General features: G+C 69.6%; 22 protein-coding genes. 7 read left to right on the forward strand and 15 right to left on the reverse strand.

Annotated elements, in window-relative coordinates; translation table 11 throughout:
* Window positions 1–7 precede the first annotated feature (7 nt).
* From murF to ACH4D5_RS21240, 7 genes are all read right to left on the reverse strand, one after another.
* Window positions 8–1,369 (reverse strand): UDP-N-acetylmuramoyl-tripeptide--D-alanyl-D-alanine ligase, encoded by a 1,362-nt coding sequence (murF, locus tag ACH4D5_RS21210; RefSeq protein ID WP_398304584.1) that lies wholly within the window; start codon window positions 1,367–1,369, stop codon window positions 8–10.
* A gap of 168 nt (window positions 1,370–1,537) precedes the next feature.
* On the reverse strand, window positions 1,538–2,161 hold the full coding sequence (gene vanX / locus ACH4D5_RS21215) for a D-Ala-D-Ala dipeptidase VanX (RefSeq protein WP_398304587.1): 624 nt from the start codon (window positions 2,159–2,161) through the stop codon (window positions 1,538–1,540).
* The gene (gene vanA, locus ACH4D5_RS21220) at window positions 2,154–3,233 is read right to left on the reverse strand and encodes a D-alanine--(R)-lactate ligase (protein WP_398304590.1); all 1,080 of its coding nucleotides are present in this window, start codon (window positions 3,231–3,233) and stop codon (window positions 2,154–2,156) included. The genes vanX and vanA overlap by 8 nt, the downstream gene beginning before the upstream one ends.
* On the reverse strand, window positions 3,226–4,239 hold the full coding sequence (locus tag ACH4D5_RS21225; protein WP_398304592.1) for a D-isomer specific 2-hydroxyacid dehydrogenase family protein: 1,014 nt from the start codon (window positions 4,237–4,239) through the stop codon (window positions 3,226–3,228). The genes vanA and ACH4D5_RS21225 overlap by 8 nt, the downstream gene beginning before the upstream one ends.
* Before the next feature lie 160 nt (window positions 4,240–4,399).
* Window positions 4,400–5,491, reverse strand: a complete 1,092-nt coding sequence (locus ACH4D5_RS21230; protein ID WP_398304595.1) for a sensor histidine kinase — start codon at window positions 5,489–5,491, stop codon at window positions 4,400–4,402.
* A complete protein-coding gene (locus ACH4D5_RS21235) occupies window positions 5,484–5,918 on the reverse strand; it encodes a response regulator (RefSeq protein WP_398304598.1) in 435 nt (144 codons plus the stop codon). The genes ACH4D5_RS21230 and ACH4D5_RS21235 overlap by 8 nt, the downstream gene beginning before the upstream one ends.
* Before the next feature lie 10 nt (window positions 5,919–5,928).
* The gene (locus ACH4D5_RS21240; RefSeq protein WP_398304601.1) at window positions 5,929–6,687 is read right to left on the reverse strand and encodes a hypothetical protein; all 759 of its coding nucleotides are present in this window, start codon (window positions 6,685–6,687) and stop codon (window positions 5,929–5,931) included.
* Between the two features lie 172 nt (window positions 6,688–6,859).
* Between ACH4D5_RS21240 and ACH4D5_RS21245 the strand changes: the two genes are divergently transcribed.
* On the forward strand, window positions 6,860–7,267 hold the full coding sequence (locus tag ACH4D5_RS21245) for a hypothetical protein (RefSeq protein ID WP_398304604.1): 408 nt from the start codon (window positions 6,860–6,862) through the stop codon (window positions 7,265–7,267).
* A gap of 80 nt (window positions 7,268–7,347) precedes the next feature.
* Here the strand turns inward: ACH4D5_RS21245 and ACH4D5_RS21250 are convergent, their stop codons facing one another.
* From ACH4D5_RS21250 to ACH4D5_RS21270, 5 genes are all read right to left on the reverse strand, one after another.
* Complete coding sequence (locus ACH4D5_RS21250; RefSeq protein ID WP_398304606.1) at window positions 7,348–8,229, reverse strand: alpha/beta fold hydrolase; 882 nt, start codon at window positions 8,227–8,229, stop codon at window positions 7,348–7,350.
* A 198-nt stretch (window positions 8,230–8,427) separates the two neighbouring features.
* On the reverse strand, window positions 8,428–9,006 hold the full coding sequence (locus ACH4D5_RS21255) for a TetR/AcrR family transcriptional regulator (RefSeq protein WP_398304609.1): 579 nt from the start codon (window positions 9,004–9,006) through the stop codon (window positions 8,428–8,430).
* 305 nt (window positions 9,007–9,311) lie between these two features.
* The gene (locus ACH4D5_RS21260) at window positions 9,312–10,121 is read right to left on the reverse strand and encodes an ABC transporter permease (protein WP_398304612.1); all 810 of its coding nucleotides are present in this window, start codon (window positions 10,119–10,121) and stop codon (window positions 9,312–9,314) included.
* Between the two features lie 23 nt (window positions 10,122–10,144).
* The gene (locus ACH4D5_RS21265) at window positions 10,145–11,707 is read right to left on the reverse strand and encodes an ABC transporter permease subunit (RefSeq protein WP_398304615.1); all 1,563 of its coding nucleotides are present in this window, start codon (window positions 11,705–11,707) and stop codon (window positions 10,145–10,147) included.
* A complete protein-coding gene (locus ACH4D5_RS21270; RefSeq protein ID WP_398304618.1) occupies window positions 11,704–12,651 on the reverse strand; it encodes an ABC transporter ATP-binding protein in 948 nt (315 codons plus the stop codon). The genes ACH4D5_RS21265 and ACH4D5_RS21270 overlap by 4 nt, the downstream gene beginning before the upstream one ends.
* Before the next feature lie 148 nt (window positions 12,652–12,799).
* On the opposite strand from ACH4D5_RS21270, the gene ACH4D5_RS21275 reads away from it, so the two are divergent.
* The 6 genes from ACH4D5_RS21275 to ACH4D5_RS21300 all read left to right on the forward strand — a co-directional run bounded on the left by ACH4D5_RS21275 (window position 12,800) and on the right by ACH4D5_RS21300 (window position 17,982).
* Window positions 12,800–14,107: a sensor histidine kinase gene (locus ACH4D5_RS21275; RefSeq protein ID WP_398304621.1), complete on the forward strand. Its 1,308-nt coding sequence runs from the start codon at window positions 12,800–12,802 to the stop codon at window positions 14,105–14,107.
* Window positions 14,104–14,781, forward strand: coding sequence for a response regulator transcription factor (locus ACH4D5_RS21280; RefSeq protein ID WP_398304623.1), 678 nt, complete (start codon window positions 14,104–14,106; stop codon window positions 14,779–14,781). Before ACH4D5_RS21275 ends, ACH4D5_RS21280 begins: the two co-directional genes overlap by 4 nt.
* Window positions 14,782–14,878: 97 nt before the next feature.
* Window positions 14,879–15,214: an ArsR/SmtB family transcription factor gene (locus ACH4D5_RS21285; RefSeq protein WP_398304626.1), complete on the forward strand. Its 336-nt coding sequence runs from the start codon at window positions 14,879–14,881 to the stop codon at window positions 15,212–15,214.
* On the forward strand, window positions 15,214–15,930 hold the full coding sequence (locus tag ACH4D5_RS21290) for a cation transporter (RefSeq protein ID WP_398304628.1): 717 nt from the start codon (window positions 15,214–15,216) through the stop codon (window positions 15,928–15,930). Before ACH4D5_RS21285 ends, ACH4D5_RS21290 begins: the two co-directional genes overlap by 1 nt.
* 86 nt (window positions 15,931–16,016) lie before the next feature.
* Window positions 16,017–16,559, forward strand: a complete 543-nt coding sequence (locus ACH4D5_RS21295) for a GNAT family N-acetyltransferase (RefSeq protein ID WP_398304898.1) — start codon at window positions 16,017–16,019, stop codon at window positions 16,557–16,559.
* 268 nt (window positions 16,560–16,827) lie between these two features.
* Window positions 16,828–17,982 carry a serine hydrolase domain-containing protein gene (locus ACH4D5_RS21300; protein ID WP_398304631.1) on the forward strand — a complete coding sequence of 385 codons (1,155 nt, stop codon included), beginning with the start codon at window positions 16,828–16,830 and terminating at the stop codon, window positions 17,980–17,982.
* Between the two features lie 41 nt (window positions 17,983–18,023).
* On the opposite strand, the gene ACH4D5_RS21305 is transcribed toward ACH4D5_RS21300, so the two are convergent.
* The 3 genes from ACH4D5_RS21305 to ACH4D5_RS21315 form a co-directional block, all read right to left on the reverse strand.
* A complete protein-coding gene (locus ACH4D5_RS21305) occupies window positions 18,024–18,542 on the reverse strand; it encodes an SRPBCC family protein (RefSeq protein ID WP_398304634.1) in 519 nt (172 codons plus the stop codon).
* A gap of 94 nt (window positions 18,543–18,636) precedes the next feature.
* Window positions 18,637–19,566 (reverse strand): helix-turn-helix domain-containing protein, encoded by a 930-nt coding sequence (locus ACH4D5_RS21310; RefSeq protein WP_398304637.1) that lies wholly within the window; start codon window positions 19,564–19,566, stop codon window positions 18,637–18,639.
* 10 nt (window positions 19,567–19,576) lie between these two features.
* Window positions 19,577–20,212 (reverse strand): hypothetical protein, encoded by a 636-nt coding sequence (locus ACH4D5_RS21315; protein ID WP_398304640.1) that lies wholly within the window; start codon window positions 20,210–20,212, stop codon window positions 19,577–19,579.
* Between the last annotated feature and the right edge of the window lies 1 nt (window position 20,213).

The raw sequence follows: 20,213 nt of genomic DNA on the forward strand, positions 1-20,213 counted from the left end.
CGAGCGGTTACCCGAGTGCGGCGGCCACCTCGTCGAGGCGGGCGCCGCGCGATGCTTTGACGAGGACGATGTCGCCATCGGTGAGGTGCTCGCGCAGCCAGTCGACGGCCGCTTGGTTGTCGGTGAGTGCGATCGCCCGCTTTCCCGCGGCGTCGGCGACGGGACGGGCTGTTCCACCGACGACGGCCACCAGGTCGGCGCGCGCGGCCGCGTATGCGCCCACTGCTCGGTGCTCGGCCTCGCTATCGGCGCCGAGTTCGAGCATCGCGCCGAGTACGGCGATACGGCGGCGGCCTGCGATGGCTGCGAGCGTGTCCAGGGCGGCTCGGGTGGAGTCAGGGTTGGCGTTGTAGGAGTCGTTGAGCAGGATCGCGCCGCAGGCCAGGGTGCGGAGCTCCAGGCGCCACCTGGACAGTGAGGCGGTGCTGAGGGCCGCCGCGGAGGTGACCAGGGGGATGCCGGCCGCGAGTCCCGCCGCGACGGCGGCCGCCGTGTTGAGTGCCTGGTGGGCGCCCAAGAGTGGCAGCGCGACACGGGCCGAGGCGCCGTAGGCGCGCAGGGTGAAGGCCGCCCGGCCCAGGTGGTCGAGGACCAGGTCCTGGACACGCACGTCGGCGTGTTCGGCACGGCCGAAGGTCAGGACCGGCCCGTCGGTCAGCGCGCGCATCGCGACGACGCGGGGGTCGTCGGCGTTGAGGACGGCGATGCCGTCGGGAGCGAGGCCGCGCACGAGTTCGCCCTTGGTCCGTGCGATGGCCGCGCGCGAGCCGAACTCCCCGATGTGGGCTTGGCCGACGTTGAGCACGACCGCGATGTCGGGTGCGACAAGGCCGGTGAGGCGGGCTATGTCGCCGAGGTGGCGGGCGCCCATTTCGAGTGCGAGGAAGCGGGTGCGCGCGTCGGCGCGCAGCATGGTCAGAGGCACGCCGAGTTCGTTGTTGTACGAACCGTGTGTGGCGACGGTCGGCCCTGCGCCCGAAAGGACCACGGACAGCAGGTCCTTGGTGCTGGTCTTGCCCTGCGAGCCCGTCACCGCGACGACGGTCAGCCGCTCGCGCAGCCGGGCCACGACGTGGGCGGCGAGTGTCTGCAGTGCGGCCGGTACGTCGTCGACGACGACGGTGGGGAGCGGTGTCGGCCGCGAGCCGAGCACGGCGGTCGCGCGGGTGCGGCCGGCGTAGTCGTGGCCGTCGACGCGCTCACCGGCCATGGCGACGAAGAGACCGCCTGGTTCGCCGTGTCGGCTGTCGAGTACAGCCGGCGCACTCACGGTGACGGTCGCGTCACCTGTGACCCGGCCGCCGACGAGCGTGGCGATCTCGGCGAGGGAGAGGGGGTGCGGGGCGGGGGACGGCTGGCTCTGACGCATGGATCCAGTGAAGGCGGCGGGGTGTTGCCGGTGCGTATGCGGTTTTCGATACGTAGGCGATACGTGGTGGGCTCTGGTGGAGGTGGGGGGCTCGCCCTCGCGCTCGGCGTCCAGGGACGGGCCGAAGCTCCGGCCGGACCCGCCGGACCCGCCGGAGCCTTGGCGTATTCATCCCAGACTCACCTGTGTGATGGGAAAGTCGAAATAGGTGTCCGGGTAGGGCTCGTCCTTGAGCGTGTAATGCCACCATTCGCAGGCGTAGGAGCTGAAGCCGCTGGTCTCCATGATGGAGCGAAGACGCCTGCGGTTGTCCGCCGCGGCCCGCGAGATTCCTTCCGCTCCGTGGTGCGAGACCGAGTCCATCAGATCGTGGTCACCATCCATGGCGGCGAGGTCGCCGCTTTCCAGGTGGTACAGCGTCAGATCGACGGTACTGCCGCGGCTGTGGCCCGACTTGGCGGCCACATATCCGTTCTTGAACATCTCGGGCCGGTCGATATGGGGGTAGTGGCGGTGCTTGGTGCGGCCGTCCTCCGGCTGCCTGGACCAGCGCAGGAAGGAGTTCACGGCGCGTTGCGGGCGGTAGCCGTCCCAGAGAAGCAGGCCGAATCCGTGCGAGGCCGCCTCTTCGCGCGCGCTCTGCAATGCCGCGCACAGGGCCCTGGTGCCGACGATCCGATTGGCCAGATATCCGTCGACCGGTTTGCCCGTGAAGTTGTCCCAGGTGGCGTACTTGGCGTCCCAGCGGACCCCGGCCATGTACTCATCTATGAAGACGAAGTCGTTACGCATCGGCCTGCTCCGTCGGAGTCAGGGGCAGCGACAGCGGCAGAGCGAGCGCCCCGGTCACCAGGCGGTCCATCACTTCGGACAGCGGGACGCCGGCGGCGGCCATCATCCTCGGATAACGGCTGTACGAGGTCATGCCGGGGAAAGTGTTGACCTCGTTGAGGACGACCTGTCCGTCGTCCTGGAGGAACAGGTCCACGCGGGCGAGTCCGCTGCAGCCCAGGGCGCGGTAGACGGCCTTTGCCACTTCCTGGACGCGTGCCCGGGATTCAGCCGGAATGTCGGCGGGGACGATCGGCGTCGAATTGTCGGAGCCGCTCTCGGGTTCGTCCTCCTGGTGGATCCGGAAGAATCCGTGGGACAGGGCGATGCGGTCGACTTCTCCCGCGGTCAGGTCCGTTCCGCCGCCCAGGATTGCGCAGCCGACCTCACTGCCGACGACCGCCTCCTCGACCAGGACTTTCATGTCGTAGCGCCGGGCGATGTCCAGCGCGGCCGGCAGTTCTTGCGCATTCGCCACCTTGCTGACCCCGAAGGACGATCCCGAGCGGGCCGGCTTCACGAAGACGGGATAGGTGAGCCGGTCGGCGTCGATGTCCTCGCCCGCCGCGACCGTCCAGAAATTCGGCGTGGCGATTCCGGCGCCGGCGGCGACGACATAGGCGAGGGACTTGTCCATGCCCAACGCCGAACTCTGGACATCGCAGCCCACGTACGGGATTCCGGACAGCTCGAGCAGGCCCTGGATCGCGCCGTCCTCCCCGAGCTTGCCGTGCAGGACGGGCACCACGACATCCAGACCGATCGTCTCGTACTTCCCCTGATCGAAGACGAGCAGTCCGCGCACGCCGCGGTCCGGGGACAGCGCGGCGGGCCGGTGTGCGCCGCTCTCCCAGTCCGCGGCGGGGCCCTCGCAGAGCTTCCAGGCGCCGTCGCGCGTGATCCCGATGAAGTACGGCTCGTACTTGTCCGGGTCGAGGTTCCGCGCGATCTCCTGCGCGGACTTGACGGAGATGGGATGTTCCTCCGAGCAGCCTCCGAAGAGGATTCCGACCTGAAGCTTGGCCTTAGGCATGCTGATTCCTGCTTTCGAATTCCAGGCAGTTGATGATCGAGTTCTCGACCGTGTCGCTCAGGGCGCGGTCCGTGTAATACGCGATGTGCGGACTGATGAACGCATTCGGCATTTCCTGCAGCCGCAGCAGTGATTTGCTGTCGATGGGTGCGTTCCGCCGGTCGGCGTAGAACACCCCTTCCTCGCCCTCGACGACATCGAGGGCGACACCACCCAGACGACCGTCCTCCAGCGCCGCGACCAGCGCGATCGTGTCGATGAGGGCACCGCGCCCGGTGTTGACCACGAACGCGCCGGGTTTCATCCGCTGGATGCGCTCACGGTCGAGAAGGTGGTGCGTCTCGGCGTTGAGCGGCGCATGGAGTGTGACGACGTCGCTCGACCTCAGCAGTTCATCGAGCGACACCTCGTGGCCGGAGTCACCGGAGTCACCGGAGTCGCCGGGGTCGCCGGATTCACTGGCACGATTTCCGTACGCCAAAATCCGGCATCCGAAGGCGCGGAGCCTCTCCATGACGGCCGTGCCGATGCGCCCCGTGCCGACCACGCCGACGGTCAGGTCGCGCAGCTCTTTGCCCCGTACGTCGTGCAGCCGGTAGTCGTGCACGTCCGCGCGGCGGACGGTGGACTTGGCGTGACGCACCGCCATCAGCAGCATCATCAGCGTGTAGTCGGCGACGCTGTCGGGGGAGTAGCAGACGTTCCCGACGGAAATGCCGACGCGGCCCGCGTAATCCACGTCGATGTGGTCGTACCCGATGCTTCTCGTGGAGATATAGGAGACGCCGACTCGGCTCAGCGCACGAAGTGTCGCCGGGGTGATCCGGGTCTTGTGTCCGACGCTGACGCAACGGTTTCCAGTTGCCAGATGTGCGGTCTTCTCCGACACCGCGGATTCTGTGATCGTCGGCGTCACTCCGAATCGGGGTGCCAGCTCCCGGAACCGTGCGGCTTCGTCCCACCCGCATTCGAAAGCGGTGATTCCCACTGGTTCGCTGTAGGTCATGTATCCATTCAAGGAAACGGGGTGTTGCTGGCACGTATGCAGTTTTCGATACGCTGGGGATACGCTCTCGGCCCGCGTGGCCGCCCAGGCGCGGCCGTCGAGCAGGACTGGGCACATGGCGGCGCTGGTGCGATCCGTTCAGCAGGGGATCGGGGCCGTATCACGTCTGCGGGTGCGTACCCGCGGGCAGTTGCACCGTGACGAGCAGGCCGCCGGTGTCGCGTGGGGTGAGGGTGACGGTGCCGTCGTGTGCGCGAGCGATGGTGGTGACGATTGCCAAGCCGAGGCCGACGCCCGCCTGGTCGGCGTGGATGCGCTCGGTGCCCCTCTGGAATGGCTCGGTGAGCGTCGAGACCAGGCGTGGAGTCAGTTTCTTGCCGGTGTTTTCGACCGTGAGCACCACGGTGCCGGGGTGGGCGCTGGTAGTGACCCACACCATGCCCTGGCCGGCCAGATTGTGGACGATCGCGTTGTGCACGAGGTTCATGGTCAGTTGCAGCAGGAGCGCCGGCGATCCGTTCGTGGGCGTGATGTCGCCGCGGGTCTCGATGGTGACGCCGTTCTTTTCTGCGAGGGGGAGCAGCGTCTCGGTGGCTTCTTCCGCCATGAGGGACAGGTCAACCTGTTCTCGGGTAAAGGACCGCTGGCCGGCTCGGCTGAGCAAGAGCAAGGCTTCAGTGAGGTCGATCGCTCGGGTATTGACAGCTTGGAGGCGGTCGAGGACTTCGGCGGTGTCGTGTGAGGGATCGGTGCGGGCCACGTCGAGAAGTGACTTCGAGATCGCCAGTGGGGTGCGTAGTTCGTGCGAGGCGTTGGCTGCGAATCTCTGCTGCTCGGCGACGTGGGCTTCAAGCCGTTCGAGCATGGCGTCGAAGGCATCGGCCAGTTCGCGGAACTCGTCCTGGCGTCCCGGCAGCCGGATGCGGTGCGAAAGCGCCCCGGTCGCGGCGGTGCGGGTGGCGTCCGTAATGCGGGTCAGGGGGGCGAGCATACGGCCGGCGAGGACCCATCCCCCGAGGAGGCCGAACACCAGGAGGAACACCATGACCGCGGCCGCGATGGGAGTGAATCCGCGCACGAAAGTGGTGCCCGGAGTTGCTCTCCACGCCCCCTCTTCGTTGGTTTGCAACCACCCCTCTCGCAGGAGCCACCAGCTCACGGCGGCGAGCAGTAGGGCGCCGGCGAGCATGAGGAATCCGGCATAGCTGAGGGTGAGCTTGAGGCGGACGCTGAAGCCGGGGGGTCTATCCACTGTCGCCTCCGATGCGATAGCCGACGCCAGGCACGGTGGCGATGATCCGGGGCTCGCCGAGCCGCTTGCGCGTCAGCGCGACGTAGCGGCCGTCCCGGTGGATCGCGCGGCGGAACGGATTCAACCGCAGCCCCGCGATCTCACGCACCGGCGGCCGACTGTGGGCACGCCTGCGGTCGAGCGCCCGGAGCCCGAGAACGAGTTCCTGCTGTTCGAACGGTTTCGTGAGGTAGTCGTCGGCACCGAGTTCGAAGCCGGATGCCTTGTCGTCGAGGCGGTCGGCAGCGGTCAGCATGAGGCTCGGCATGCCGCTGCCCGAGGCGACGATGCGTTTGGCGATCTCGTCACCTGCGATTGCATCCAGGCGCAGGCCATCGCGGATGGCTTCCGCCATATAAGGCTCGTCCTCGACGATCAAGACACGCATGCCCTCGATGTTACGAGCGGGAACATATCGTCCGCGTATCAAAAACCGCATACGCGCCGATAACCTCATCCTTGAAGTAGCTGAAGTCGTAGATGGCCTTGGCCATGGTCGCGTTGAGCGTGATCTGCTGCTCGGGAGGCGGGTCGAGGGAGCGTGAGAAGGCATGGTCGAAGTCGTGGTAGCTCAGCCACGTCCAGCCGTTCTCCTCCCCGAAGGCCAGCACGCGGGTGAGGTCGTCGGTGCCCTCCCGTGCGTCCCGCTCCTCGACCTGATGGAGCAGCAGCCCGTCGGCGATGTCCTGTGCGTCGGCTCCGTAGGCGAGGGCGACGTCCTCGGCGGTCGGTCCCTTGATGAACACGAGTTCTGTGAAGGGTTCTTGGTTGCGCCAACTGTCGGCGATCCACGCCACGCCGTCGCCCACCGGGCCCTGGCGGGCGAGGAACTCCTCGAACGCGGCCGCCTGCTTCGGGGGCATGTAGCTCTGGCGGGCCGTGCGCGCCCTGTCCTCCAGCCAGTCGAGCTCCGCCACGGACCTCAGTTCGGCCACGACCACCCGGTCCCGGACGAAGGTCATCCGCCTCCCGTCGGCGTGCACGTACCGGATGTACGGGCCCTGCTGGTCCGGGCCGGACGGGTGCCCCTGTCCCGAACCGGATCTGGGCCGGTGCCGCGCGTCACCGGGGGCCCGTTGGGCGAGGTGTTCCAGCTCGGCGAGCTCCGCCGCGGGCAGGAGCACACTCGTCGGCTTGCCGCCGTCGATGACACACACCCGCTCCCCGGTCTCCTCGACGCGACCGACGAGACCCGCGAAGTCCCGCCCTCATCGGCTTGGGGAACCGCAAGACTGCCCGATACAAGGAGAACCTTGCCGCTCACCAGCGGGCAGGCCGCGAAGCGGGCGGCGGGGGCCAAGGGCAGGGAAGAACGGGCAGGGTTACTCCATGAGCATCATCTTGATCCTTGTGCCTGTCCTGATTGGGCTCTGGTGTTACCCACTGTTAGCCGGAAGTTGGCGGAGCAGTCCCGTCTGGTTCGCCGTGACTGCCGTGTTCCTTCTGCTGGGGACTGGGGTCACCTACCTCATCGGCGCCTTGGCCGGTGGGCTGGACACGGAAGAGGAATGCCACAGCTCAGGCCAGGCCTACGACTCGGCGTACCGCGGGGAACACTTCCGCGAATTCGGACAGTGGTACCCGCTGCACGAAAAATGCCACGCGGGTTACGACCTGGTCCCGGCCTGGGTGAATCCCACCCTGGCGGTCCTCCCCACCCTGGCCGTCGTCTCCTTGGCGCACAGCGTACGACTGGCCGTCATCAATCGCCGTACCGAAAAGAAGGGCACCCCGTGAACGAGCTGCGTGGGCGCCGTGGTTGCGCGGGGCGGGGTCGGCTCCGGGCTGGGATCGTCGGCCTCGGTGGTGGGTGTCGGTTACAGGTGTGCGGCCAGGAACGGCAGGAGGACGGCGGCCATCTCGTTGGGTACTTCTTCCGCCAAGTCGTGGCCGGCGTCGAAGACGTGGCCGGTGACGTCGTGGGCCATGCGCCGCATCTGGGACTCGTTGCGGTCGCCGATGAACGCGGATCCGCCGAGCGCCAGGACCGGGATGTCCAGCTTCTTCTGTGCGGCCTGCCGATTCTGTTCGGCGTCGACGAGCATTGCCCTGTAGATCGAGAGCATCGCGCGGATGCCGCCGGGCATGGAGTAGCAGCGCACGTATTCGTCGACCGCGTCGGGGGTGGCGGTGTCGGGGTGGCTGCGCTCGTTCTTGATCATGTAGGTGATCAGTTCGCGCTCGTGTCCGGCGATCAGCATCTCGGGTATGTCCGGCTGGAAGTAGAAGCCCAGATGCCACAGGTGCATGCCGCTGGAGACGTTCTCGGGGGTGAGGGCCGTGTGGTCCTCGAAGCCGAATCCGGGGAACAGCGCCTCGGCGAACACGAGAGCCGTGACGTGGTCGCGGTGGCGTGCGGCGAGCTGGTAGCCGATCACCGCTCCCCAGTCCTCGCCCGCCACGGCGTATGTCTCGTGTCCGAGGTGGGTCATCAACTCGGCGATGTCGTCGCCCATCGTCGCGGAGTCATAGCCCTCCGAGGGGCGGGCGGAGTCGCCGAGACCGCGAAGGTCCGGCACGACGACGGTGTAGTGGGGCGTCAGCTTCGGGACGAGGTGGCGCCAGTGGTAGCTCGTCTTGGGCACGCCGTGCAGCAGCACCACGGCGGGGCCGGATCCGGCCGTGCGGTAGTGCAGGCTCGTGCCGTTGACGGCGGCACGGCCCGTGCGAACAGGCGTTCCTTCATGATCGAGCATCATGTTTTCCAACCTTTCTGCTGTGCTTCGCGGTGCGCGTGTCAGTGGGCGTGCGGAGGGTCGGGTCGACGAGAGTCGTCAGGTGGCTCGGTCCGGTGGCATACGAGGTTGTCCGAGCAGTGGAAGGGCCCTGCAGCTCCCACTCCTGCGGCTCCGGCGCCTTTTCTGGATCACCCGATACAGATTTTGGCCATGAAAAAGTCAGTCGAGGGCGGCCAGCGCGACCTCCACGAGGGGTTTCAGGCCCTGGAAGTCCGGCGTGATTTTCGAGGAGACCAGCAGGCCGTTGAGGAAGGTGACGAGGAAGGCGGCGAGAGTGTTCGGGTCATGGCGCGCCGCAATCTCACCCCGCTCCGCCGCGACCCGCAGCACTTCGGCGAGCGCGTCCCGACTGGCGTCCTGTGTGTCCCGCACGATGCGCCGGATCGACGGGTCTTTCGGCAGGCGCTCGCAGGCGGCATTGACTACCAGGCAGCCCTGGCCGTCGTGTCCGACGGCGATGCGGACCCGCTCTGTCAGCAGCGTCCGGATCGCCGAGCGGGCATCCGCCCCCTCCTCCAGGCTGCGCAGGGCGGCCGCCGCGAGTGTGGTGCGGTAGTGCTCCAGCGCGGCTCTGTACAGGCCGTCCTTGTCGCCAAATGCCGCGTACAAGGAGCCTTGTCCGATCCCCAGGTGCTGAGTCAGGTCGCGCACCGAGGTCGCCTCGTAGCCACGCGTCCAGAACAGTTCCATGGCGCGGCTCACCGCCGCCTCAGTATCGAACTCCCGGGTTCTTGCCATGGCCCCACCGTAACTTATCTGGATCGATCACTCAAGAAAGCGCTGAGGCCTGACTGTGCGCCCACCGGAGCCGTTTGTGGTTTCCGATCACGTGGCGCGCAACTGCCCGGCCAGGGTGACGGGTTGGTGTTGCCGGCGGGCATGCGACGGTCCGGCGGCAGGTAGTCGGGCACCTCCTGGACGCCCTCGTCGTCCTGCGCGGTCGGCATCGGCTCGGTGGCCGGGCTGGCTGCTACGGCCGGGTGAGGCGCCGTCGAGTTGGGGAGCGGCCCCAAGCCGCCGTGCTTGCGGTCCGCTCGGTTCGGCTACGCGTCGCGTCTGTGCAGCAGCAGGTTGCCCACCAGCAACGCGGCCGCGGCCCATGTGGCGAGCACGCTCAGGCCGGCCCACGGGCCGATGGGCATCTCGTGCAGACGGATGGTGGCTTGGACCGCGAGCCCTGCGGTCATGGGCGAGATCTGCTGGAGGTGTCGCTGCCACTCCGGGTCGTTGACCACCTGGGTGACGACCGGGAAGAGGTAGAGCAGCCCGAGCACGATCCCGATGGCGGGCGCAGCCTCCCGTACCGCCGTCGCCACGCCGAGGCCGAGCAGGGCGATCAGGACGAGGTAGAGAACCGATCCCGCGGCCGCGCGCAGGGTCGGGCCGTCGGTCAGGGACAGCGGGGCATAGCCGTGCGCCTCGGTGAATCCGTTGCCGGGCAGGATGTGGCGGCCGGCGAGGAGGGAGGCCAGGACGGCAACTGTCCCGGCGGCCAGGACGACCGTGGCGAGGACCGTGGCCTTGGCGGTGAGGACGGTGAGCCGGTTCGGCATCGCCGTGAACGTGGTGCGGATCATCCCGGTGCCGTACTCGCCGCTGACAGCCAGCACCGCGAGGACGGCGATGACCGCCTGCCCGACGGTGACGCCGGTCAGGGCGAGCTTGACGGCGTCCTGGTTGCACCCCGTGTCCGGGCACTTCACGGTCCTGGCGGTGCCGCAGCCGACGGCCACGGTCAGCGTGACGGCGAGCAGGAGCAACCTGACCGTGTCTCCTGCGGTGCGCAGCTTCGTCCACTCCGCGCGCAGGGCGCGGCCGAAGCCCCCTCGCCACGCGCCGTCCGCCGAACTCATGAGTCGTACACCGCTCAGGAGCCTCATACGTCCCTCCGGCGCAGCCGCACCACGGCCAGCCCAAAGGTGAGCGTGGCGTATCCGCACAGCACGGCGAGGCCGGCCCAGGGCGCCAGCGGGTAGTAGCCGGTCGACGGCTCGTACACGCTGAGCACCTGCGCGTACCGCGGCAGGGTCTGCTGGATGGCGAAGCCCGCAGCCGGGGTCACCCGCAGCAGCCACTCCGAGACGCCCGGGGGCAGTACGCCGGAGGTGGCAAGCAGGAAGGGCAGCACGATCGAGGCGACGACCAGGACGACCGCCGTCCCGCTGCGCCGCAGCAGCGCACCGGCGCCGAGGGCGAACACGGCGGCGGCCGCGCAGAGCAAGCCGGTGCCGACCATGACGCGCACTTCGGTCGCCGACGCGACGGGGAAGACATGGAAGCCCCTGCCGCGTGCACTGTGTTCCCCAAGGGGAATGGTGATCGCGGCGGCCACCAGGCCCATGGCGAACGCGACGACCCCGGCCACCAGCGCCTTGGCGCCAAGCACCCGGCCCCGCGGGGGAGTTGCCGCCATGGTCGTACGCAGCAGACCGCGCCGGTACTCGCCGGTGATGAACACCGTGCCCACGGTGATCACCACGATCAGTCCGACGAAGGTGCCGACGAGGAAGTTCTCGACGGAGAAGCCGACGCCCATCACGGGCCCGCCGACGACCGGTGCGATGTCACCGGCCCCGGTCACGGTGAACCCGCCGCCGTCGGTCCGGGTGAAGCCGCCCTTGATGGTGTTCGTGTAGCTGCCGGAGGTGCCCGCGTCACCGCCCACCTGGGTGCCGCTCCACGTCCCCCGGGACCAGTCGCCGGTGAGGGCGGGCCGGCCAAAGGCGCCGGTGGCCACGGCGGGGCTGAAGCCCGCGCCCGCCCCGGTGTCCTGCTTCGCCTCCGGTGACGTCACGAAGAGCCCGGCCTGCACGGTGCGTGCAAGCCCATGCAGCTTCGCACGGCCGACCTCGGTCCAGTGGGAGCCGTCGGTGGAGGTGGAACCGGTGAGAATGTCACCGGAGCGGACCAGGCGCAACCAGCGCGGGGACCCCTGGGAGACCTTGCCGGACGGGCCCGCCGTGTCCTGCGTGTAGTCGTACTGCATGCGCACGCCGTGGCCGCCGGTGGCCAAGACCGCCGCGTACGACGATCCCTGAGTGAGGTTCTCCTTCACGATGATTCCGGCCTTCGCCCAGGGCTGGACGCCTTGGGCCGTCTTGCCGGTCCCGTTGTCGACCACACCAGTCAGCGACCGCAGGGGAACGGTGAGAGTGCCGTCGCCAGTGAGCGTCTTGCGGACGAGGTAGAAGCTGTCGTTGACGGCCTCGCCGCCGGGACCCTTGGGATACGAGGCGGAGTCGCCGCCGCCATCGCCGGGGCCGGGCGCGGCCGTGCCGAGCAGGCCGACCACGATCGTCGCCAGGAGCGCCCCCGCCATGGCGAGGACCCAGCCGCGTACGGTACGGAACTTCGTCCACTCGGCGTGCAGCGTCCTGAGGAACCCGCCCCGCTCGGCGTGCCTCGTGGCCGGCGTGCGCGAGGGGAGAGTGGCGGTCATCGCGTGGCCTCCCTCGCCGGGATGCCCCGGTACTCCACCGCGTCCCGGGTGAGTTCCATGTACGCCTCTTCGAGCGTCGCCCGATGCGCGGACACCTGGGAGAACGGCACCCCGTTCCGGGCGAGCAGGGCCACGATCTCCTCGTCGGGCAGGCCCGTGACGCCGAGGGTGTCGGGGCCGGTGGTGAGAACGGTGGCGCCCGCGCCGTGCAGGACCTGGGCGGCACGCTGAGGCGCGGAGGTACGCAGGGTGACGCGGCCGCCGCCCGCCTCGGCGAGCAGTTCGGGCACGCTGGTGTCCGCGACGACCCGGCCGCGGCCGATCACCACGAGATGGTCCGCGGTGTCTTCGAGTTCACCCATCAGGTGACTGGAGACCAGAACGGCGCGGCCCTGCCGGGCCAGCGACGAGAGCAGGCCGCGCATCCACACGATGCCGTCGGGGTCGAGGCCGTTGAACGGCTCGTCCAGCATGACGACCGGCGGGTCACCGAGCAGCGCCGCCGCGATCCCCAGGCGCTGACGCATGCCCAGCGAGAAGCCGCCGGCCCTGCGCCGGGCCACCGTGCCCAGGCCGGCCTGTTCCATGACCTCATCCACCCGCCGGGCCGGCACACCTTGTGAATGGGCCAGCCACAGCAGGTGGTTGCGGGCGGTGCGGCTCGGCTGCAGCGCAGAGGCGTCGAGCAGTGCCCCCAGATGCCGAAGCGGCCGCCGAAGGGTGCGGTACGGCACCCCTTCGACCAGAGCCTGTCCCTCCTCAGCCGCGTCGAGGCCCAGGATCACGCGCATGGTGGTGGACTTGCCCGCGCCGTTCGGGCCGACGAAGCCGGTCACCCGTCCGGGCCGCACGGTGAACGTCATCCCGTCCAGGGCCAGTTGTGACCCGAAGCGTTTACGCAGGCCGATGACCTCGATCGTCGCCTTCGTACTCTCATTGTTCATGGGCCCAGCCTGTGACGGAGCGAGTTACAGGGACCGAACGGCCGCTGTCATCTCGCAGTTAGGCGCCTCGGCTTAGCCTGGCCTGGTACGTGTCTCAGTACGTGCCCCAGTACGTGTCCTGGTGCGGTGGCGAGAGGGGAGCATGCGGATGAAATGGGGTCCGCCCCGACGGCTCGCGGGCCAGACCATCCGGCTCGGCCTGACCACCCGGCTCGGCCTGACCACCCGTCTCGGCCCGACCGCCCGGCTCGGCCTGCGCCGTGGCACGGCCCGCACCCGCTTCACTGCCCTGTACGTGACTCTGTTCCTGCTGTCGGGAACGGCGCTGCTCGCCATCGCGGCCGTGGTGGCCTCCGGAGGATCGCGCTCCAGCCGGGCCGTCCCCGGTGCCGGCACCGATCAGCCCGCGACGGCGGCACAGGCCGAGGGCCGTATCGATGAGCTGGAGCAGCAGCTGGCCCAGGCGCACGACACCCAGTCCCAGCAGATCCTGATCGGCTCCGCCATCGCCCTCGGCGTCATGGCGGTGATCTCGGTCGGCCTCGGCTGGTTCGTCGCCGGCCGAGTGCTGCGCCCGCTGCGGGTGATGACAGCGGCAACTCGCCGCATCACCGCCGACAGCCTGCACGAACGCCTGGCCATCGCCGGCCCCGGCGACGAGGTGAAGGACCTCGCCGACACCATCGACGACCTCCTCGGCCGCCTGGAGAGCGCCTTCGACGCCCAGCGCCTCTTCGTCGCCAACGCCTCCCACGAGCTGCGCACCCCACTCACCACGATGCGGGCCTCCCTGGACGTGGCCCTCGCCAAGCCGGGCCCGATACCCGAGACCACGGCCACCCTGGCCACCCGGATGCGCGCCGAACTCGACCAGGTGGACCGGCTGCTGGAGAGTCTCCTCGTCCTGGCCCGCACCCAGCACGGCGAGTTCACCGACTCGGCGCGCCTCTCCCTCGGCCAACTCGCGCTGACCGCCCTGACCGGACGGGCACAAGACATCGCGGCCAAGGACCTGACCGTGCGCGAAAACCGGATCGACGACTCCGCGTGGGTGTGGGGGAGCGAGACCTTGCTGCGCCGCGTGGCCGACAACGTGGTCGACAACGCGATCGCGCACAACGACCCCGGAGGCTGGATCAGTGTCGCAGTACGGTCCGAAGGAGACGACGCAGGCGCAGTGTCCCTCGTCGTCGAGTCCAGCGGACCGGTTCTCGACCAGCGGCGGGTGGCGGACCTCGCGCGGCCCTTCCGCCGCCTCGGCGCCGACCGGACCGGCACCGGCCGGGGCAGCGGCCTCGGCCTCTCCATCGTCGCGGCCATCACCCAGGCCCACCACGGCACCCTTGACCTGCGCGCCCGCCCCGACGGCGGCCTGCGCGTCACCGTCGTCCTCCCCAGCGCGGAGGGCAGGGCAACGGCGGAAGCCCCCGACACACAGACGGGCGCGGCGCGTTGAGGGTCCTGGTGGTCGAGGACGCCCGCCCCCTCGCCGAAGTCATCGCCGAGGGACTGCGCGATCAGGGCATGGCCGTGGACGTGGCCCACGACGGGCTCGACGCAGCGGCCAAGCTGGACGTCAACACGTACGACGTCGTCGTGCTCGACCGCGACCTGCCAGGCATCCACGGCGACACCCTCTGCCAGATGATCACCGAGCGGGACAGCCCCGCGATGGTCCTCATGCTGACCGCCGCCGTCTCACCCGGGGACCGCGTCAGCGGCCTGACCCTGGGCGCCGACGACTACCTCGCCAAGCCCTTCCACTTCCCCGAACTCGTCCTGCGCATCCGCGCCCTGGCCCGCCGCCGCCCTGCCGCCCGGTCTCGCACCCTGCGCACAGCGGGCATCGAACTCGACCCGATGCGCCGCACCGCCAGCCGCGACGGCCGCCAACTCGACCTGTCGGTCAAGGAGTTCGCGGTACTCGAAGCCCTCCTGGACGCGAGCCCCGCCTTTCTCAGCGCGGAGGACCTCCTTGAACAGGTATGGGACGAACACGCCGACCCGTTCACCAACACCGTCACGGTCACCATCAGCCGCCTGCGCCGCAAACTAGGCGGCCCTCCGGTCATCGCCACCACACCCGGCGTGGGATACCGGATCGTCGACACAGGCGCTCCACCCGACTGAGCGGGGCGCCAGGGCCGACGGCCCGCAGGCGGAGGTCGCACTCAGCCCTGCATAATCCACGTTTCCCTGAATTCAGCGATACGTGTACTATCGAGATGTGCTGACTGTTGCCTCCGACATCGAGGTGCTGGCCCGGTTCGGCCGCGCGCTCGCCGACCCGATCCGCTGCCGCATCCTGCTCGCCCTGCGCGAAGCTCCGGCCTATCCGGCCGACTTGGCCGACGCGCTCGGCGTGTCGCGTACGCGGCTGTCGAACCACCTGGCGTGCCTGCGCGACTGCGGCCTGGTCGTCACCGTCCCCGACGGCCGCCGCACCCGCTACGAACTCGCCGACGAACGCCTCGGCCACGCGCTGGACGACCTGCGCACCGCCGTGGTCGCCGTCGAGACCGACCGCACCTGCGCGGACGCCGACGGGAAGGGCTGCTGCTGATGACCGCGGACATACCCCTGTCCCTCGGCCCCGGCCCGGGCCACCGCGAGTTTCTCGCCCGCCGGATACGCCTGCTGGTGGCCGCGACCATCACCTACAACGTCATCGAGGCGATCGTCGCCATCACCGCCGGGACGCTCGCCTCCTCCACGGCCCTGATCGGCTTCGGCCTCGACTCGGTCATCGAGGTGTCCTCCGCCACGGCGGTCGCGTGGCAGTTCTCCGCCCGTGAGCACGCCGTCCGCGAGGCCCGCGAGAAGACCACCCTGCGCATCATCGCCGTCTCCTTCCTCGCGCTCGCCGCGTACGTCACCGTCGACGCCGTCCGCGCGCTGGCCGGCACCGGCGAGGCGGAGCGGTCGATCCCCGGCATCGTCATCGCAGCCCTCTCCCTGGCCGTGATGCCGTTCCTGTCCGCCGCCCAGCGCAAGGCCGGGCGTGCACTCGGCTCCGCCTCCGCCGTGGCCGACTCCAAGCAGACGCTGCTGTGCACCTATCTGTCCGCCGTCCTGCTGGTCGGCCTGGTTCTCAACGCCACGCTCGGCTGGTCCTGGGCCGACCCGATCGCCGCTCTGGTCATCGCGGCCGTCGCGGTGAAGGAGGGCCGCGACGCCTGGCAGGGCAAGGGCTGCTGTGCACCCACGGCAGCGTCGGCGCCGTCCGTCGGTGCCGAGACAGACTCCTGTGGCTGCCGCCCCGGATGCGACTGCTGCTGACCTCCACCATCCGCCGACCCACCACGAAAACCTGCTGCAACACGGAGACTGTCAGCGACGACTACCACGCCCACCGGAGACACCCCATGTTCACTTTCCGTCGCCTCGCCGAGCACGACCTTCCGTTACTGGGGCACTGGCTGCGGCAGCCGCACGTGGCCCGATGGTGGAACCACGAGACCTCCCAGGAGGCGGTGGCGCGAGACTTCGGGCCTGCCATCAGGGGAGAGGAGCCGTCCGAGGATCTGCTGGCTCACCTCGGCGGCCGCCCGATCGGCCTCGTGCAGCGTTGCCGCCTGTCGGACTACCCCGCGTACCTGGCAGAGCTCGCCGCCCTCATCGAGGTGCCCGACGGGGCCATGACCATCGACTATCTCATCGGTGAGGTTCAGGAGACCGGCCACGGGCACGGCCCACGGATGATCCGGTCGGTCATCCGGACGACCTGGAACGACCATCCCGATGCCTCTTGCATCCTGGTGCCGGTGCAGGCGGCCAACCGAGCGTCCTGGCGGGCCCTGGAGAAAGCCGGGCTGCGTCGTGTCGCCGAGGGCGACCTCGAGCCGGACAACCCTGCCGAGGGTCGTGCGCACTACGTCTACCGAATCGATCGACCGATTCCGGACTGAGCAGTGGCTATGGGCGGAGCCGACGCCCGGCGACGAGGATCCCGCACATATCGCGGACGTATCGAAAACCGCATACGCCCCCGCAACGCCCCTCCTTGTTCAGTGGTCGGACGGGCCGGTGCCTGAAACCGGCCGGCCCGTCGACCAGGAAAGGCAGGAACAGGACATGGGGATGGGCTCTGATTCCGTAGCCGGTGTTGACCGGCGTCGGCTGCTCGGGTGGGGTGGGCTGTCGGCCGTTGGCGTGGTGGCGGCGGGTGCCCGGCCGGTGAGTGCCCGGGCCGGGCTCGCCGCCCCGCCCGCCGTCGATTCCGCCGCCGTCCCGCCGGACACCCGGCCCGGCGGGGCCTACGACCGGTACGTGGCGAAGCTCGCCGCCGAGGACAGGTTCTCCGGCGTGGTGCTGCTGTCACACCGAGGCCGGACCGTGCTCTCGCGCAGCTACGGCATGGCCGACAAGGAGAAGGGAGTCCGCAACCACGAGGGCGTCGCGTTCAACCTCTCCTCCGCGGGCAAGCCGTTCGGCGCCGTGGCCATCCTGCAGCTGGCGCAGCGCGGCAAGCTGAGACTTTCGGACACGGTGGGCACCCATCTGTCCGGTTTCGCCGAGGAGATCGCCGAGAAGGTGACGATCCATCACCTGCTCTCCGGCACCTCCGGGTTGAACACCCCGGAGGAGGACCTGCAGCGCGTCTTCCAGAGCAGAAAGGAGGTACGGGAGTTCTACGAGCGGTGGGCGAGGCAGGCGAAACTGGTGAGCGCACCCGGTACACCCACCGACCACGCCGGAGCCGAGGTCGCCATCCCCGCGCTGATCGTGGAGGCCGTGACCGGCACGACCTACTGGGACTACGTCGAGGAGCACGTCTTCCGGCGTTGCGGCATGACCGGCACCGCGTTCTACACCCGGCCGCAGTGGCTCACCGACCAGCACATCGCGCACTCGTACATGCGGCTGGCCGACGGCAGCCGGGTGGACGCCGTCCGCAACCTGGACAAGGGCAGCCCGGACCCGTACCAACTCGGCAAGAACCCGGGCCGCTACTTCATCGACCCACCGGGGGACGGCGGCTTCGCGACCGCGCCGGACCTCGTCCGGTTCGCGCACGCGCTGAGCGACGGGACCGTACTGGACCGCCCCTACGCCCAACTGCTCACCGGAGCCAAGGCCCCCCTGCCCCCGCAGGGCGGCGGCCTGGCCGGCCGGACGGCCCCGGCCGACGCGTCGTTCGCCGCCTACATGATGCCGGTCAGCCTCGTGGGCGGCCGCTGGGTGAACGGTCGCGCGGGCGTCAACCCCGGCTCAGTCGCCAGCTGGAACATCTACCCGGACACCGGCTGGGTCGGCGTCGTCCTCGGCAATCAGGACGACATACCGTTCCAGGAGATCATCGAGCAGGAGATGCGAGCCGTCCTCGGCTGAGGCGGCGTCCCGGGCTCGACGCACCCTCCGGACAGGCCGCCTCAGTCGGATTCCGGCGCGGCGCCTGCTCCGGTACCCGCCCCGGCGGGACCCGACGCCGGTGGGGATTCCAGGCCTGCGGCGTGTTCGGCGAGGCCCGTCGCCATCGCCTGCATGAAGCGGCGGAGGTACCACTGGAAGGCCCAGCGCATCCTGCCGCGGGCCACGTACGTGCCGTGCCAGTGGATCCGCGTTCCGCCGCCGGGCAGTTCATGCAGTTCGACGGTGGCGTGGTAGTCGGCCATCTGCGGGATGTCCACACCCTCGTACGAGAAGCGGTGTTCGGGCTCGAGCGCGAGGCGCGTGATGCGTTCCCGGGTGACGACCTTTCCCGTACGGAAGGCACGGGTGGCTCCGACTCCGTCCTGGCCGTCGGGCGAGAGGTCGTGCGACCGGCCGGTGTCCAGCGCGTCGATGCGTGACCACTCGGGCCAGCTCCGCGGGTTGCGCAGCAGCATCCAGATCGTCTCCGGCGGTGCCGTCGATTCGGCCGTGACGTCGTACGAGTGCATGTCGGGCATCTCGGCGCTCCTCATGATGTCTCGAGATTGATCATGAGGCGGAGCCTAGGGACGTCATGGTGCCGGGCCCATGCGTGGGATTGCGGTGGGGCGGTCAGGAATTGCGGTGGCCGGAGCGGTAGTCCGAGGGGCGCGCTCCGGTCTGCCGGAGGAAGGTGGCCGACAGGGTGCCGGGGCCGGCGAAACCACACCGCGCCGCGATCCGGGCGATCGGCAGGTCGGTGCCGCGCAGCAGCCGTTTCGCCTCCTCTACGCGCAGCCGGGTGAGGTATCTGTACGGGGTCACTCCCGTGGCCGCCTTGAAGACCCGGACGAAGTGGTAGACGCTCAGGTGCACTTCACCGGCGATCTCGGCCAAGGTGACCGGCTCGGCCAGCCGGTCGCGCATCATCGCGATGGCGGCTTCTACACGCGCGTCTTCCCGCGAAGACGAAGGCGAACGTGAAGGCGCATGCGGGGGTGGGTCCGAACTGCGCCCGTGGCGCGTGAGCAGGTGCACGGTCAGGAAGGCCGCCGCCGATTCGGCGTACAGGTCACCGGCCACCTCGTCGGGGGAGCCGAGTGCGCGGACAGCCTCCTCGATCAGCGGGTCTCCGGCCGCCAAGGACGCGGCCAGGGCCTCGTAGTCCACCGCGCGGCCGCCCAGCTGTGCCGCGACCGTCTCGACCGTGTCACGCGGAATGTGTACTTGTACGCTCCGCATCGCCCCGGTCGCACGGTAGCGGCGGAGGACGGGCTGCCCGGGGATGCCCATCTCCAGTCGCCCCGGTGCCCACGTGTGACGCGTCGTCCGACCGTCACGCCGCGTCTCCATCGCCGCCCGCCCCGCGACCGGCAGCACCAAGTGCAGGTCTGCCGCACCCGGCAGCTCCATGTCCTCGGCCACGGGAACGTGCTCGAACCGCTGGACGAGCAGGGACTGCCAGCCCGCGGTCTCCCAGCTGCAGTACGTCCGCCGGACGTAACGAGCCATGTCGAAACCGGCGTACGGCTGGAGATCGAAACGGGAGGAGTCGAACACCATGGCATCGAGGTTACGGCCGAGCGCGCCGGCCGGGGGCGGAGACCTCCACCGTGGTGACGACACGGGTGAGGGAAGGGCGGCGGGGTACGGAGCCGAAGCCGAAGCGGACCGGAGGGTGCACATCGCTCAGTGCGCCCAGCTGCTGCCCGTCCCAGGACGCCTCCGCCGCGGTGATGGAGCGCAGGTCCCTGGCGGCGTACCACTCACGGCGCCCCGCCCCCGCGCTGCCACGTGTCCGCACACCGCGCATCAGCACGCGGGCCGGCACATCGCACAGCGCGGCCCATCCGGGGCTGCCTGCCAGACGGGCGGGGGCCAGCCTCAGCAGACGCCCCAGCACGGTGGACCGGCCTGGCGTGAAGGAGAGCAGCAGCGGGCCGGCTGTCACCTCCCACCGGTCACGGGCGGGGGAGACGGTGACAGGGCAGATGACGACTTCGTCGAACCGGTACGTGGCGGTGACGAACTCCGCCACTTCCTGCGAGGGCGCCAGCAGTATCCGGTGCCCGTCGGCCCGCTCCACCATGACGTCGGCGAAGGGCCCGAGTGGGGACAGCGGCCAGTATCCGACGACGATGCGTACGCCGGCGGTCGTGCCCACTCCCGCGATCCATCCGTCGAAGCGCATGCGGCGTGCTGTGCTCATG

The sequence above is a fragment of the Streptomyces sp. NPDC018029 genome (assembly GCF_044327655.1).
Taxonomy (GTDB): domain Bacteria; phylum Actinomycetota; class Actinomycetes; order Streptomycetales; family Streptomycetaceae; genus Streptomyces.